Origin of the sequence: Propionivibrio sp., assembly GCF_017995515.1 — a bacterium.
GTDB lineage: Bacteria > Pseudomonadota > Gammaproteobacteria > Burkholderiales > Rhodocyclaceae > Propionivibrio.
The window spans coordinates 1-14098 of the sequence record NZ_JAGOIT010000036.1 but is presented as its reverse complement, the minus strand read 5'-3'; the positions used below and the strand labels follow the sequence as shown (position 1 = coordinate 14098).

Here is a 14098-nt window from a genome sequence, read left to right as displayed (position 1 = left end):
CGTTGCCGCGCGCTTTACAACGAAATCAACTTGCCGCCGACCAGGACCAGCATCGCGGCCAGGATGGGGCGCAGTATCCGGTCCGGTACGCGGGACGAAGCGTGGCTGCCGAGCCAGATGCCCGGCAAGGAACCGAGCAGCAGGCTGCCGAGCAAGGCCCAGTCGACACTCCCGATGAACCAGTGTCCGATCCCCGCGATCAGCGTCAGCGGGACGGCGTGGGCGAGGTCGCTGCCGACGATGCGCAGGGCCGGCAGCTTCGGATAGAGGAAGAACAGCACCGCGACCCCGAGGGCGCCGGCGCCGACCGAAGAAATCGTGACAAGTATACCGAGGAGGATGCCGGTTACGACCGTGATCGGGGCTTGAAATTCCGTGTGTGCGGAATCATCTGCGTGGCTCAGCGCATAGCGCTGGAGTTTTTGCCGGAAGATGATGGCGCAGGCGGTGAGCAGCAGCGCGACGCCGAGCGATACGGAAATGATGTGCGTGACGGCGGGGCTTTGCTTGGGCAGGTAGGACAAGGCCCAGATGGTCAGAATCGAGGCCGGGATGCTGCCGGCGGCGAGGAGCCCGGTGATGCGCCAGTTGACGTGGCCTTTCTTGGCGTGGACGACGGTGCCGCCGGCCTTGGTGATCGCTGCGTAGAGCAGGTCGGTACCCACCGCGGTGGCCGGATGGATGCCGAAGAGCAGCACGAGCAGAGGCGTCATCAAGGAGCCGCCGCCGACGCCCGTAAGGCCGACGATGCCGCCGACGACAAAACCCGACAGTGTGTAGAGAGGATCCATGACGCACCCTGGAAAAGAGAGTGGATGCATGGTAGCAATAGGGTTATTGCTTGAAAAAGAATAGTAAGTTAGATTGTTATAACCGTATGTTATTAAAATCGAGCGTAGATGAAGCTACAACAACTCCGCTATCTCGTTGAAGTCGCGCGGCGCGGCCTCAACGTTTCCGAAGCCGCCGAAGTGCTCTACACCTCGCAGCCGGGCGTCTCCAAGCAGATCAAGATGCTGGAAGACGAGCTGGGCGTGATCGTCTTCGAGCGCAGCGGCAAGCGCCTGACGGCAGTCACCGAGCCGGGCAAGCGTGTGCTCGACATCGCCGAGTGCATCCTGCGCGAAGTCGACAACATCAAGCGCGTCGGCGAGGAGTACGCCGGCGGCGATTCCGGCAGCCTGGTGATCGCCACCACGCACACGCAGGCGCGCTATGCCTTGCCGGCGGTGGTCAAGCAGTTCATCGAGTGCCATCCGAAGGTGCGGCTTTCGATGCATCAGGGTAGCCCGACGCAGATCGCCGAGTGGACGATCAAGGGTGAGGCCGACATCGCCATCGCGACCGAAGCGCTCGACCAGTACCCACAGCTCGTGATGTTGCCGTGCTACCAATGGGGACATTGCGTGGTCGCGCCCGACGGGCATCCGATCCTCGCCGAGAAGAGCCTGTCGCTGGCTTCGCTCGCCAACTGGCCGCTGATTACCTACGATCCCGCGTTCGCCGGGCGCTCGCTGATCAACAAGGCCTTCGAGCGCGCGCAGCTGGAGCCGAACGTCGTGCTCGCCGCGATCGATGCCGACGTGATCAAGACCTACGTCAGCCTCGGCCTGGGCCTGGGCATCATCGCCCGCATGGCTTACGACCCGGCGCGCGACTTCGGCCTGCAGGCGATCGACGCGGCGCACCTCTTCGGCTCGAACACGACGCGTATCGGATTGCGGCGGGGAACCTACATCCGCCAGTACGAGTACGACTTCATCGAGCTGTTTGCCTCACAATTGTCAAAGAAGACCGTCGATAGGGCGATGGCCGGTCCCGGAGCGGATGATGCGTATCAACTTTAATGCAGGGCAGCGAAAGCCACAGGGCGTGTTCGCGCAAGTCGTGACTGCAGTTGTCGGTGTCGTCGTGCTGATCGGCGCGGCGATGTTCTCGCTGGTGTTTCTGGCCGTTATCGCGGTCGCCGGGCTGATCTTCTGGGTCTACTTCTGGTGGAAAACGCGCGCCATCCGCGCACAGCTCGAAGAACAGATGCGTGCGCAGGCGCAGTACCGCAATGCCGGTTCACAGACGACCGGGGCGACGTCCGACGGCGATGTGATCGAAGGCGAGGCGGTGCGTGTCGCCGAAACCGAGCGCATGCTCGATCGGAAAGACGACCTGCCGGCGTAGTTCTGGATCGGTTCTAGGCGGTGCTGGAGGCAACTACTCGGTTGCGTCCGCGCTCCTTGGCTTCGTAGAGCGCCGTGTCGGCGGCCTGGATCAGCGCCTGGCTGTCGCGTTCCGTGCCCGTGGTGACGGCAACGCCGACGCTCAGCGTCACCGGGATGCGCTGTTGTTCCCAGACGAAGTCGGTTTTTTCGACCAGCGCACGAATCCGTTCGCCGATCTGCAGTGCGATCTTCAAGGGCGCGTTGGTCAGGATCGCCGAGAACTCTTCGCCGCCGTAGCGGAACACCATGTCTTCGGCGCGCGAGGCGTTCTTGAGTACGTCCGCCAGCTGGCGCAGCACGGCGTCGCCCGCCGCGTGGCCGTAGTCGTCGTTGATCCGCTTGAAGTGGTCGATGTCGAGCATCAGGCAGGCCAGCGGCGCACCGCTCGACTGCGCGAAAACCCACTCCGAGGCGAGGAAGTCCAAGCCATTGCGCCGATTCGGGAGTTGCGTCAGCGTGTCGGTCAGCGCGTCTTGCAACAAGCGCTTCTGGGCAACGGCGAGTTCGTCGGTCGAGCGCATGATGCCGATCCGCTCGCGATGCATCTCCTCGCGCAGCATCGTCATGCGCGCCGTCGTGCTCAAGTGCACGCGCAACGTCTGCTCGTTGATCGGCTTGATCAGCACGTCGTCGGCGCCGGCATCGATGGCTTCGAGCGTCCGGTGTTCTAATTCGGGCGAAGCCAGCAACAGGACGTGGCTCTCCTTGCCGGCGGCGCTCTGGCGCAACGTGCGGCAGAACTCGACTGCATCCTGAGTTGGCATGCACAGGTCGGCGATGATGACCTGGGCTGGATGGCGCAGCACGTGGTTGAGCGCCTCCCGGGTGTCGTCGATCAGGATCGGCTGATGCCCGAAGCGTTCGATCTGCTGCATCAGCGGTTGCAGCTCCGCGAGGGGAATGCCGATCAGCTGAACGTTGAGGCACGGCCCGCGCGAGCGACGATTTTCCGCATCTCCGGCGCCGCTGTTCCCCATGCGCCGCATCGGCGGCGTCGCCGCGAGGATTTCGGCGAACGGCGGCACGTCCTGCGTGCGCACCTGCAACTTGGCGCCCCATTCGCGCCAGCGTTCGACCATCCGGTCGACGAGTTCGTTGAGCACTTCCCCGCCGATGCCGAGCCGGGCAGCGCGCGCCAGCAGCGCCGGCAAGAGGCTCCAGCGCGATTCCTCATCGACCATGCACAGGTGCGCGAGCGCGCTGGCGAAGCTCAGCGAATGGGTCAGCGTCTGCACGCGCGAGCCGTCGGCGAAGCCGGCTGCCTCGGGACTCTCGTGATGGAAGGCGGCCTGGATCAGTACGTCGGGCAGACCCCATTCGTTGAGCAGGGTGGCGCCCAATTCGTGGTGATCCATGGCGAAGCGCTGCTCTTCGAGCGCGGCCATTTCGCTGCGCTCGTTGCGGCACTTGATCAGGATGCCGGCGTATTCGTCAGGATAGAGCGTGGCCAGCGCGAGTTCGCCGACGCGCGAGAGCAGGCCGATGGTGAACAGTTCCTCGCTGGCGATCTGAGCGAAGTGCGCGAGTTCCTGACAGGCGATGCCGGTCGCCAGCGAATGCGCCCAGAAGCCTTCATAGTCGAATTCGCTGCACGTGCCGCTGCGATGGCTGTGCATGACCGACAGTCCAATGACGAGATCGCGCACGCGGAACGAGCCGAGGGCGACGATCGCGCGTTGCAGCGAGACGATCGGCCGCGAGCGCCCGAAGGCGGCGGCGTTGGCAAAGTAGAGAATGCGTCCGGCGATGGCCGGATCGGACTGAACCAGGCGGACGAGGTCGCCAATCCGGAAGTCGTCGCGTTGCAGCAGGCGAATGATCGACAGCGCGACGCCCTTCGGCGATGGCAGTTTGCCCGTCGCTTTCAGCGCGGCATAGCGGTCAGGATCGACGAGACGCATGTGGCATTACCGGGAAAAACACAGTGGCATCATAGACGCAAAGCGTACCGCGCGCTTGCGGGCGAGCCTAGCGATGTGCGGTGCCGTCGGAAGCGTCTACGCTCCTGTTGGTCCCGCCGGAAACAATATAGCGGGAAATCCACTGCTTGATGTCGATGATCTTCGGGTCGAAGCGGTCGTAGGCCATCAGGCTCTGGCCGAAGACGTAGGCGTAGAGCAGGAGGCTGCGGCTCTTGGCCTCGCTGTCCGAGAGGCCGGTGGCGACAAAGAGCTTGCGTGCGCTTTCCAGGCGGTAGCTGTCGACTTCCTCGACCACCGCGCTCGCCTGCGCGTCGCGCCGCGCCCAGTCGCGCACGGCGAGTTCGATCGCGATGCCCTTGCGGTTACGGTTGGCGCTGTAGACGTCGATGATCTGCTCCAGTTGTTCGCCTTCGTTGCCGGTCGGGATCGCGCTCTGCTTGTCGATGTCGCGGATGCGGCCTTCCTTCCAGGTTTGCAGCATGGCGTCGTACAGATCCTGGCGATCCTTGAAGTGCCAGTAGAAGCTGCCCTTGGTGACGCCGAAGCGTTTGGCCAGCGCTTCGACGCGCATTCCCGGCAGGCCTTCCTCGGCCAGTGCCTCGAAAGCGCCTTCGATCCACCCGATGCGATCGAGTTGGGTTCTCGGTTTGGCTGGAACTGATTTCATTACGGAGTTGTCCTTTCAAGCTGCTTTTCGCTGGACTATATTCAAACGGGCGTTTTATTCATGTTGACAGCGACCATACCGATCCGTATGCTCGTCCATACTGTTGAGTATGGGCTATTGTCGTGCCGGATGACGGCTCGTGTCAAACCCACTGTCGGCCGCTTTCGTGGCTGTGCTTTCGTCGCGTAATGCAGAGGAGATCAGCTTTGAAGATCCTTGTTCCAGTCAAGCGAGTCGTCGATTACAACGTCAAGGTGCGCGTCAAGGCCGACGGTTCCGGGCTCGACCTGGGGAACGTCAAGATGTCGATGAATCCCTTTGACGAAATCGCCGTCGAGGAGGCGGTCAGGCTCAAGGAAGCCGGCGTCGCGACCGAAGTCGTCGCCGTGTCGGCCGGTGTCCCGGCTTGCCAGGAGACCTTGCGTACCGCGCTGGCGCTCGGCGCCGATCGCGCGATCCTGATCGAAACCGATGCTGAACTACAGCCGCTGGCCGTCGCCAAGCTGCTCAAGGCGGTTTGCGAGCGCGAACAGCCGCAGATCGTCCTGTGCGGCAAGCAGGCGATCGACGATGACGCCAACCAGACCGGCCAGATGACCGCCGCGCTGCTCGGCTGGCCGCAGGCAACCTTTGCCTCGAAAGTGGCGGTCGCCGACGGCAAGGTGACCGTCGAACGCGAAATCGATGGCGGTCTGGAGACCGTCGCCGTGACCTTGCCGGCCGTGATCAGTACGGACCTCCGGCTGAACGAGCCGCGCTATGCGTCGTTGCCCAACATCATGAAGGCGAAAAAGAAGCCGCTCGATACGCTGACGCCGGATGCGCTGGGCGTGGATGTCGCGCCGCGCCTGACGACCCTGCGCGTGGCCGAACCGGCCAAACGGGTCGCCGGCGTCAAGGTGGCCGATGTGGGCGAACTGGTCGCCAAACTCAAGAATGAAGCGAAGGTGATCTGACATGGGCATCCTGGTAATCGCTGAACACGACAATGTTTCGCTCAAGGCGGCGACCCTCAACGCCGTGACCGCGGCGGCAAAGATCGGCGGCGAGATTCACCTGCTGGTCGCCGGCAAGGGCTGTGCGGCGGCGGCCGACGCGGCGGCGAAGATCTCCGGCGTCGCCAAAGTGCTGCTCGCCGATGCGCCGCAGTACGCCGACCATCTGCCGGAGAACATCGCCGCGCTGGTCGTGGCCAGGGCCACCGGCTACAGCCACATCCTCGCCGCCGCGACGACGGCGGGCAAGAACTTCATGCCGCGCGTCGCCGCCTCGCTCGACGTGGCGCAGGTGTCGGACATCGTCGCGGTCGAATCGCCCGACACCTTCGTTCGCCCGATCTACGCCGGCAACGTGCTGGCGACGGTGCAGTCGCTCGATGCGGTCAAGGTGATCACCGTGCGGACGACGGCGTTCGAGGCGGTCGGGCAGGGTGGTTCGGCGGCTGTCGAAGCGATCGACGCTGTACCCGATTGCGGAAGCAGCGCGCTCGTTTCACGCGAACTCACGCAATCGGCGCGCCCGGAACTGGCCGCCGCCAAGGTGGTGGTTTCCGGCGGGCGTGGCCTGGGCAGCGCCGAGAACTTCCACAAGCTGATGGAGCCGCTGGCGGACAAGCTCGGCGCGGCGATGGGCGCGTCGCGCGCCGCCGTCGATGCCGGCTTCGTGCCGAACGACTACCAGGTCGGGCAGACCGGCAAGATCGTCGCGCCGCAGCTCTATATCGCGGTCGGCATCTCGGGGGCCATTCAGCATCTGGCCGGGATGAAGGAAAGCCGCGTGATCGTTGCCATCAACAAGGACGCCGACGCGCCGATTTTCCAGGTCGCCGATTATGGGCTCGTTGGCGACCTCTTCGAAATCGTTCCGGCGCTGACCGCCGCTTTGTAAATCGGCGTCGCAGGTATGGTTGTTCTTCAGAATCGTACATGTAACTGATGACCTATCTACCGTTCGTGGTGAGCTTGTCCTCCAGGGGGATTTCCTTCGGGGCCTCGAACCATGAACGGACCCCGAAGCGGGGCATCCGGCCCTTCGACAGGCTCAGGGCGAACGGTAGTAGAAAGCTGTCAGTCACTTTTACGAAGCGCAATAATTTCGGGAGTGCCTGATCCAGACGGGAGGTTGAAATGAGCGAATACCGTGCGCCGATTCGTGACATGCAGTTCGTGCTGAAGGAACTGGCCGGTTTGGAGGAGTTGGCGAAGCTGCCCGGCTGCGAGGAGGCGGCGCCCGATGTGGTCGATGCCGTTCTTGAGGAAGCCGCCAAGTTCGCCGAAGAGGTCTTGTCGCCGCTCAATGCCTCGGGCGACAAGGAAGGCGCGCGTTTCTCCGAGGGCAAGGTCACGACGCCCAAGGGCTTCAAGGAAGCCTACAAGCTTTTCGCCGAAAGCGGCTGGACGGCACTTGGCAGCGAGCCGGAGTGGGGCGGGCAAGGCTTGCAGCGACTGGTGGCGACGCCGGTGGCGGAAATGTGGAAATCGGCCAATCACGCCTTTTCGCTGTGTCCGCTGCTCACCGGCGGCGCGATCGACGCGCTGGTGCTGTCGGGCTCCGACGAGCTCAAGAAGACCTTCCTCGAGAAGATGGTCACCGGGGAATGGACCGGGACGATGAATCTCACCGAACCGGGCGCTGGTTCCGATCTCGCTGCTGTGCGCACGCGCGCCGAACCGCAGGCCGACGGCAGTTATCGCGTCTTCGGCCAGAAGATCTTCATCACCTACGGTGAGCACGACATGGCGGACAACATCGTCCACCTCGTCCTTGCGCGCACGCCGACGGCGCCGGAAGGCGTCAAGGGCATTTCGCTGTTCATCGTGCCGAAGTTCCTCGTGAAACCGGACGGCACGTTGGGCGAGCGCAACGATGCCTGGTGCGTATCGATCGAACACAAGCTCGGCATTCACGCCAGCCCGACCGCTGTGATGGCCTTCGGTGACCACGGCGGCGCGGTCGGTTATCTGGTTGGCGAAGAGAATCGCGGCCTCGAATACATGTTCGTGATGATGAATGTCGCCCGCTTTGGCGTCGGCATGGAGGGCGTCTCGGTTAGCGAGCGCGCCTATCAGCGGGCGCGTGATTACGCGAATGAGCGGATTCAGGGGACCGACATCGGCGTGCGCGGCGGTCCGCGCGTGCCGATCATCGCGCATCCGGACGTGCGGCGGATGCTGATGACGATGCGTGCGCAGGCCGAGGCCACGCGCGCGCTGGCCTATGTGGTCGCCGGCGCGCATGACGCGGCGACCTGCCATCCCGATGCCGATCAGCGCCAACGCAACCAAGCCTTTGTCGATCTGATGATTCCAGTGGTCAAGGGCTGGAGTACCGAGATCGGGATCGAGGTCGCGTCGTTGGGTATCCAGGTGCATGGCGGCATGGGCTACATGGAGGAGACCGGTGCGGCGCAGTACCTGCGCGACGCGCGCATCTCGACGATTTACGAGGGAACGACCGGCATCCAGGCCAATGATCTGATCGGGCGCAAGATGGCGCGCGATGGCGGCGCGGTCTTCAAGCGCGTGATTGGCGTGATGCGCGAGGTCGAGCGCGAGCTCGCCGGATCGGCCAGCGCTGATCTCGAGGCCATCGGCGCGAGGCTGGCGGTCGCGGTGGATGCGCTGAACCGGGCGGGGGACTGGATCGTCCAGAGGTTTCCGGTCGATGTGCGTGCTGTCTCGGCAAGCGCCGTGCCGTTCCTGCGGCTCTTCGGCGTCGTCGCCGGCGGCTGGCAGATGGCACGCGCGGCGCTGGTTGCGCAGGCGCGGGTCGACGCCGGTGACGATGATTCCTTCTATCACGCAAAGGTGATCACGGCACGTTTCTACGCCGATCACCTGTTGACGCAAGCGGAAGGATTGGCGTCGACGGTGATCGACGGTTCCGCGGCAGTCTTGGCCATGCCGCTCGACCAATACTGAACCCTGCACGAGCGGGGCCTGCTCGATCACGGTTGTTTGCTCAAAACTGCCCGGCATGAGTTTAGAATGCGGGCAGTACTTGATTGCGAAGGAGTGCAACGTGATTCAGACGATGCAGGATTCGGTTGCAGCATTTCGCCGAACGATCAGCGCGGCGACCGTTGGCGAACTCAGTTTTCCGACCAGCCTGGACGCCAGCCGGCGCGTGCTCAAGGCCGTGGAGAATCCCGATATCGGCTTGTCGGCGCTGGCGAAGATCGTCGTTGCCGAGCCCTTGTTGTCGGCCAAGGTGATCCGCCTCGCGAATTCGGTCGCGCTCAATCCCGGCAACATGGTCGTGCGCGATGTGCGCCAAGCCGTCGTTCGCGTCGGCATGGACCCGATCAAGGCGCTGGCGATGGTGCTGATCATGGATCAGCTGCGCCATTCGCAGCGCCACGTGGCGACGCGCGAGCTGTCGAATCGCCTGTGGGAGCGCAGCGTTCATGTGGCCGCGCTGTCCTATGTCCTGACCAAGAAGCTGACGCGCCTGAACGCGGACGAAGTGATGTTTGCCGGGATCGTGCACGATCTGGGGCGCTTCTACCTGTTGTCGCGCGCCGCTGAATTCCCCGCATTGCTTGAGGACAGCGTCGTGTTGGCCGAGACGATCAACGACCTGACGGAACGCACGACCGAGCGCATCCTCGGCGAACTCAATCTGCCTCCGTCGGTCGTCGACGCCGTGCTCGCATCGCGCAAGTTCAGCGGAACCATGCCGCCGACCACGATGGGGGATGTCCTCTTCATCGCCGGCGCCGTTTCTCCTCGTCCGGACCCATTCGATGAACTCGATGCGCGGGTTATCCCGCTAGCCAACAGCGCTGTTGCGCTCGGGCTCGACCAGACGATGGTGTCGGAAATCATCGCTGCATCGGGCGACGAGATCTACTCGATCGCGATCGCGCTGGAAGGCTGACCAGCGCCGAACGCTGCCAGCCTTTCGGACGCATCCTACATATTGGCGTAGTTCGGTCCTTCGCCGCCCTGCGGCACCGCCCAGTTGATGTTCTGCGACGGATCCTTGATGTCGCAGGTCTTGCAGTGCACGCAGTTTTGCGCGTTGATCTGCAGGCGCGGGGAGGCGTCTTCACCGTGAACGATTTCGTAGACCCCGGCCGGGCAGTAGCGTTGTTCCGGCGCATCGTAGAGCGCCAGGTTGAGCTTGATCGGGACTGCCGCGTCCTTGAGTTGCAGATGGCAGGGCTGGTCTTCCTCGTGGTTGGTATTCGACAGGAAGACTGACGACAGGCGGTCGAAGGTGAGCACGCCATCCGGTTTCGGGTAGTCGATCGGGGTGCAGTCGGCCTTGCGCTTGAGCTGGGTATGATCGGCGCCGGGGTGATGCAGCGTCCACGGCGCCTTTCCGCGCAGCAGATGTTGGTCGATGCTGAACATGATGCTGCCGAGCATCAGCCCTTTTGCCATCAAAGGCTTGAAGTTCCTCGCCTTGTACAGTTCTTCGTAGAGCCAGCTGCGCTGGAAGGTTTCCGGGAAGGCGGTCAGTTCGTCGCCACGGCGGCCCGCAGTGAGTGCATCGAAACAGGCTTCGGCGGCCAGCATTCCGGACTTGATCGCGCCGTGCGATCCCTTGATGCGCGAGGCGTTGAGGAAGCCCGCGTCGTCGCCGATCAGCGCGCCACCGGGGAAGATCGTCTTCGGCATCGACTGTAGTCCGCCGGCGCTGATCGCGCGCGCGCCGTAGGCGATGCGCTTGCCGCCTTCAAGAAAGTGGCGATACGCCGGATGTGTCTTGAGTCGCTGGAATTCCTCATAGGGCGAGAGGTAGGGGTTGCTGTAGCCAAGACCGGTCACCAGTCCGACCGAGACCAGATTGTTCTCCAGGTGGTACATGAAACCGCCGCCATACGTCTGGTTGTCGAGCGGCCAGCCGCCGGAATGGATGACGAGACCCCGTCGATGCTTCTCCGGCTGAATCTCCCACAGTTCCTTGATGCCGAGGCCGTAGACCTGCGGCTCGCACTCCTTGCACAGCCCGAAGCGCTCTTCGATCTGCTTGCCAAGGTGCCCGCGGCAACCCTCGGCGAACAGGGTGTAGCGCGCGTGCAGCTCCATGCCCGGCTGGAAGGATGGTCCTTCGTTGCCGTCCTTCAGCCGCCCCATGTCCCCGGTGGCGACGCCCCTGACGGAGCCGTCCGCGCCGTACAGCATCTCGGCACCGGCAAAGCCGGGGTAGATTTCGACGCCAAGGTCTTCCGCCTGCCTGCCTAGCCAGCGGCACAGATTGGCGAGGCTGATGATGTAGTTGCCGTCGTTGTGCAGGCAGTCGGGCAGCATCCAGTTGGGGATGCGGACGTCGCGTCCCTCGGTCAGCATGAGGACGCGGTCTTCGCTGACCGCGGTATCGAGCGGCGCACCCATGCTTTTCCAGTCCGGGAAAAGCTCGCTGAGCGCGCGCGGGTCCATGATCGCACCGGAGAGAATATGCCCGCCGATTTCGGCGGCTTTCTCGATCAGGCAAACGCCGATTTCCTGACCTTTCTCTGCGGCCAGCTGTTTCAGCCTTATTGCTGCGGCCAGTCCGGCCGGCCCGCCTCCCACGATTACAACTTCGTATTCCATGGATTCTCGTAGCATCGTTTACCTCGTTTTCTGGCTCGGGAGTTACGAATCTGGCTTGGTGCGCTGCGAGTCGTATGCAGTCGGGTTGTGGAGCGCTTTTCAATACGGTATCGTATGGAAAAGGACGTTGCGCCGTCAACTTGCCGGCGTTCCACACTGCTCAAGGAGTCGCCATGGAGCACACCCATCCGCCCAAGGTGCTTGCGTATACCAGCTACATTTCCATTCGCTGGGGGGATATGGACGCCTACCGGCACGTCAACAACACGCTCTATTTTCGCTATATGGAGCAGGTGCGCGTCGAGTATCTGGCGAGCATCGGCGTGACCGTTCAGCCGACGGGCTCGGCGCCGGTGCTGATCAATGCCGGTTGTACCTTCCTGGTTCCCTTGACATTTCCAGGAACGGTCGAGATCCGCATGTACTTCGGTGCACTCGGGCGAAGCAGCGTCCATACGAGCTACGAGATCCGCATTCAGGGCGACGAGACGCTCTACGCGACCGGTGACGCGAAGATCGTGTGGATGGACGTGGTGACCGGGAAGTCCGTGCCGATTCCCGATGATCTGCGTGCCAGAATGACGGATCACACCGGTGACGATAACGACAGGAAAGGATAGGTCATGCGTACTCTCGGAAACCTGCTCTGGTTCATCATGGGTGGCGTGCTGATGGGGCTCGGTTGGTGGCTGGTCGGTCTGCTGGCCTTTGTCTCGATCGTTGGAATTCCGTGGGGCAAAGCCTGTTTCGTCATCGGGCAGTTCGCCTTCTGGCCTTTCGGCAAGGAGGCTGTTAGCCGCGATGATTTGTCGGGTCGAGAAGATATTGGGACAGGTGCTTTGGGCCTCGTCGGCAATATCATCTGGTTCGTACTCGCCGGCGTGTGGCTGGCGATCGGTCATGTACTATCTGCGGCGGCCTGTTTCATCACCATCATCGGCATCCCGTTCGGCATTCAGCATCTCAAACTGGCCGGCATCGCGCTGGCACCGATCGGCAAGACGATTGTCGAAAAGGAGCTGGCCGCCGCGGTGCGTGGCGAGAACGCGCAGGCGGATTTGTCGCGGCGCCGCGATGCCTGACCGATATATAGAAAAGGACCAATACCTGCATGAATGTTGCGATAGATATCGTTTCCGACCTTGTCTGCCCGTGGTGTTTCATCGGCAAGGCACGTTTGAAGGGTGCGCTGGCGCTGGTGAGGGAAAAACATCCGGATGTGGAGTTTCAGATCAACTGGCTACCCTATTTCCTGAATCCGGATACGCCGAAGGCTGGCGAGTCCTATCGCGCTTACCTAGAAACCAAATTCGGCGGGGCGAAAGAGGTTGATCGTATTCAGGCCAACGTGGCGGAAGCCGGGCGCGATGCCGACGTCGAGTTTCGGTTCGATCGGATCGCGACGCGGCCGAACACGCTGCGTGCGCATCGGCTCGTTTACCGCGTGCAGTCGATCGGGCATCATTCCGACGAAGTCGAGGCGCTGGTCGAGCGGCTTTTTGTCGCGCATTTCCAGCGCGGCGAGGATATCGGCGACATCGAGACCCTGGCCGGTATCGCCGCAGAGCGCGGTGAAGACAAGGAAGATATCGAGGAATTCCTGGCGAGCAACGAGTCCGAGCAGCAGGTCAGGTCGCTCGTCGACAAGGTCGGGAAACTCGGCGTGACCGGCGTGCCGTTCTTCATCTTCCAGCGCCGGATGGCCGTCTCGGGCGCACAGTCGTCAGCCGCACTGGCGGCGGCGATCATGCAGGCAATGCAGTCGGCGGGTTGAACCGTCCGACTACAGAAAGTACTCCGGGAATGAAGTGGCCCCCTGAGCAGTCAGTTTAAGCAGCACATTCGACCTCACACGCAGCTGGACGGCGCTGCCCCGGTTTTGCCTTTGCTTTTGTTGTTGCTGTTGCCTCTGGACTTGCCTTGGTGATGGAGGAATCCCCTGTGGAGCGTAGCGGAACAGGGGATTCCTCCATCGCGCCGCCAAACTTGTCCACGATCAAAGCACCGCCACCCACGCCACTTCGATACACAACATCCGGCGTTTTCTGTCCCAGCGACTGGTGTGGTCGCTCGCCGTTGTAGAAGGCGAAATATTCGGTCAGACCGACCAACAATTCGCCCATCGAGGCGTAGCCCTTCAAGTACACATCCTCATGTTTGACGCTACGCCACAGCCGCTCGACGAAGATGTTGTCGAACGCTCGCCCTCGGCCACCCAAACCAACCTTGAGATTATCCACTATGCGAAAATGATGTCTCTCGCGTTCGTCGATCGATTTAGCTAAAACAAACAGCGCTCTTGGGATCATGGCACATTCAAATCGAAGATTAATTCACTGGGGGCTGCTTGCAGGAGAGTCTGCTCTCTTTCTCTTGGCCGTTGGAACGGCCTATTTCGGTGAGGTAAGCGAATGGCGCTGGTTCTTTTCCATCTCAGGAATATCGTTCGTCCTCTTTCTTGTTTTGAAGCTTATAGATGCCCGACCAGTGCTAAAAGAACTTATGGTGCACGAAGACCTCGCTGGGCAGATTGCATCTACTGCTCTTGCCCAAGGGATGAGCGACTACTATGACATGCAACTTAAGAGCGACCAAGATAGGCGCAATACAGCAACACAAGCGGATTGCGGTGGTCCCGGTCGTTTGGACAGTCACCGGGGAGGAATAAGCTAAGGCCGGTGCCGGGGATTTGGTTTTGACTTTCCCGGATTTTATATCGATTGGATTGAGCGCTGTGGAGCTTGTGGGCAG

At 62.3% G+C, this 14098-nt stretch carries 13 protein-coding genes and 1 pseudogene; 9 read left to right on the top strand and 5 right to left on the bottom strand.

All coding sequences use genetic code 11. The features are described 5' to 3' along the window. Positions 1-14: 14 nt before the first annotated feature. Positions 15-791, bottom strand: coding sequence for a sulfite exporter TauE/SafE family protein (locus KBA32_RS07940; protein WP_294357250.1), 777 nt, complete (start codon positions 789-791; stop codon positions 15-17). A gap of 108 nt (positions 792-899) precedes the next feature. Between KBA32_RS07940 and cysB the strand changes: the two genes are divergently transcribed. Together cysB and KBA32_RS07930 are read left to right on the top strand one after the other, a co-directional pair. Further along, a complete protein-coding gene (gene cysB / locus KBA32_RS07935) occupies positions 900-1847 on the top strand; it encodes an HTH-type transcriptional regulator CysB (RefSeq protein ID WP_294357248.1) in 948 nt (315 codons plus the stop codon). Continuing rightward, positions 1831-2175 carry a hypothetical protein gene (locus KBA32_RS07930; protein ID WP_294357246.1) on the top strand — a complete coding sequence of 115 codons (345 nt, stop codon included), beginning with the start codon at positions 1831-1833 and terminating at the stop codon, positions 2173-2175. Before cysB ends, KBA32_RS07930 begins: the two co-directional genes overlap by 17 nt. Before the next feature lie 13 nt (positions 2176-2188). On the opposite strand, the gene KBA32_RS07925 is transcribed toward KBA32_RS07930, so the two are convergent. Beyond that, positions 2189-4117, bottom strand: a complete 1929-nt coding sequence (locus tag KBA32_RS07925; RefSeq protein ID WP_294357243.1) for an HDOD domain-containing protein — start codon at positions 4115-4117, stop codon at positions 2189-2191. A 67-nt stretch (positions 4118-4184) separates the two neighbouring features. Beyond that, positions 4185-4805 carry a TetR/AcrR family transcriptional regulator gene (locus tag KBA32_RS07920; protein WP_294357241.1) on the bottom strand — a complete coding sequence of 207 codons (621 nt, stop codon included), beginning with the start codon at positions 4803-4805 and terminating at the stop codon, positions 4185-4187. A 206-nt stretch (positions 4806-5011) separates the two neighbouring features. Between KBA32_RS07920 and KBA32_RS07915 the strand changes: the two genes are divergently transcribed. The 4 genes from KBA32_RS07915 (at position 5012) to KBA32_RS07900 (ending at position 9683) form a co-directional block, all read left to right on the top strand. Next, the gene (locus tag KBA32_RS07915) at positions 5012-5761 is read left to right on the top strand and encodes an electron transfer flavoprotein subunit beta/FixA family protein (RefSeq protein ID WP_294357239.1); all 750 of its coding nucleotides are present in this window, start codon (positions 5012-5014) and stop codon (positions 5759-5761) included. A gap of 1 nt (position 5762) precedes the next feature. Continuing rightward, a complete protein-coding gene (locus tag KBA32_RS07910) occupies positions 5763-6692 on the top strand; it encodes an FAD-binding protein (protein ID WP_294357237.1) in 930 nt (309 codons plus the stop codon). A 239-nt stretch (positions 6693-6931) separates the two neighbouring features. Then, positions 6932-8725: an acyl-CoA dehydrogenase gene (locus KBA32_RS07905; protein WP_294357235.1), complete on the top strand. Its 1794-nt coding sequence runs from the start codon at positions 6932-6934 to the stop codon at positions 8723-8725. A 100-nt stretch (positions 8726-8825) separates the two neighbouring features. After that, entirely contained in the window at positions 8826-9683 is an 858-nt protein-coding gene (locus KBA32_RS07900) for an HDOD domain-containing protein (RefSeq protein WP_294357233.1), read from the top strand. Positions 9684-9718: 35 nt separating this feature from the next. Here the strand turns inward: KBA32_RS07900 and KBA32_RS07895 are convergent, their stop codons facing one another. Next, positions 9719-11362 carry an electron transfer flavoprotein-ubiquinone oxidoreductase gene (locus tag KBA32_RS07895; protein WP_294357231.1) on the bottom strand — a complete coding sequence of 548 codons (1644 nt, stop codon included), beginning with the start codon at positions 11360-11362 and terminating at the stop codon, positions 9719-9721. Positions 11363-11520: 158 nt separating this feature from the next. Here KBA32_RS07895 and KBA32_RS07890 point away from each other — a divergent pair, with 158 nt between their 5' ends. The 3 genes from KBA32_RS07890 to KBA32_RS07880 are packed head-to-tail and all read left to right on the top strand — an operon-like array spanning position 11521 to position 13121. Next, positions 11521-11967 (top strand): thioesterase family protein, encoded by a 447-nt coding sequence (locus KBA32_RS07890; protein ID WP_294357230.1) that lies wholly within the window; start codon positions 11521-11523, stop codon positions 11965-11967. Between the two features lie 3 nt (positions 11968-11970). After that, the gene (locus KBA32_RS07885) at positions 11971-12429 is read left to right on the top strand and encodes a YccF domain-containing protein (protein WP_294357228.1); all 459 of its coding nucleotides are present in this window, start codon (positions 11971-11973) and stop codon (positions 12427-12429) included. A gap of 29 nt (positions 12430-12458) precedes the next feature. Continuing rightward, positions 12459-13121, top strand: coding sequence for a DsbA family oxidoreductase (locus KBA32_RS07880; RefSeq protein WP_294357226.1), 663 nt, complete (start codon positions 12459-12461; stop codon positions 13119-13121). Positions 13122-13320: 199 nt separating this feature from the next. Here the strand turns inward: KBA32_RS07880 and KBA32_RS07875 are convergent. Beyond that, a pseudogene (locus KBA32_RS07875) lies at positions 13321-13560 on the bottom strand (integrase core domain-containing protein); the annotation flags it as partial. Positions 13561-14098: the final 538 nt, after the last annotated feature.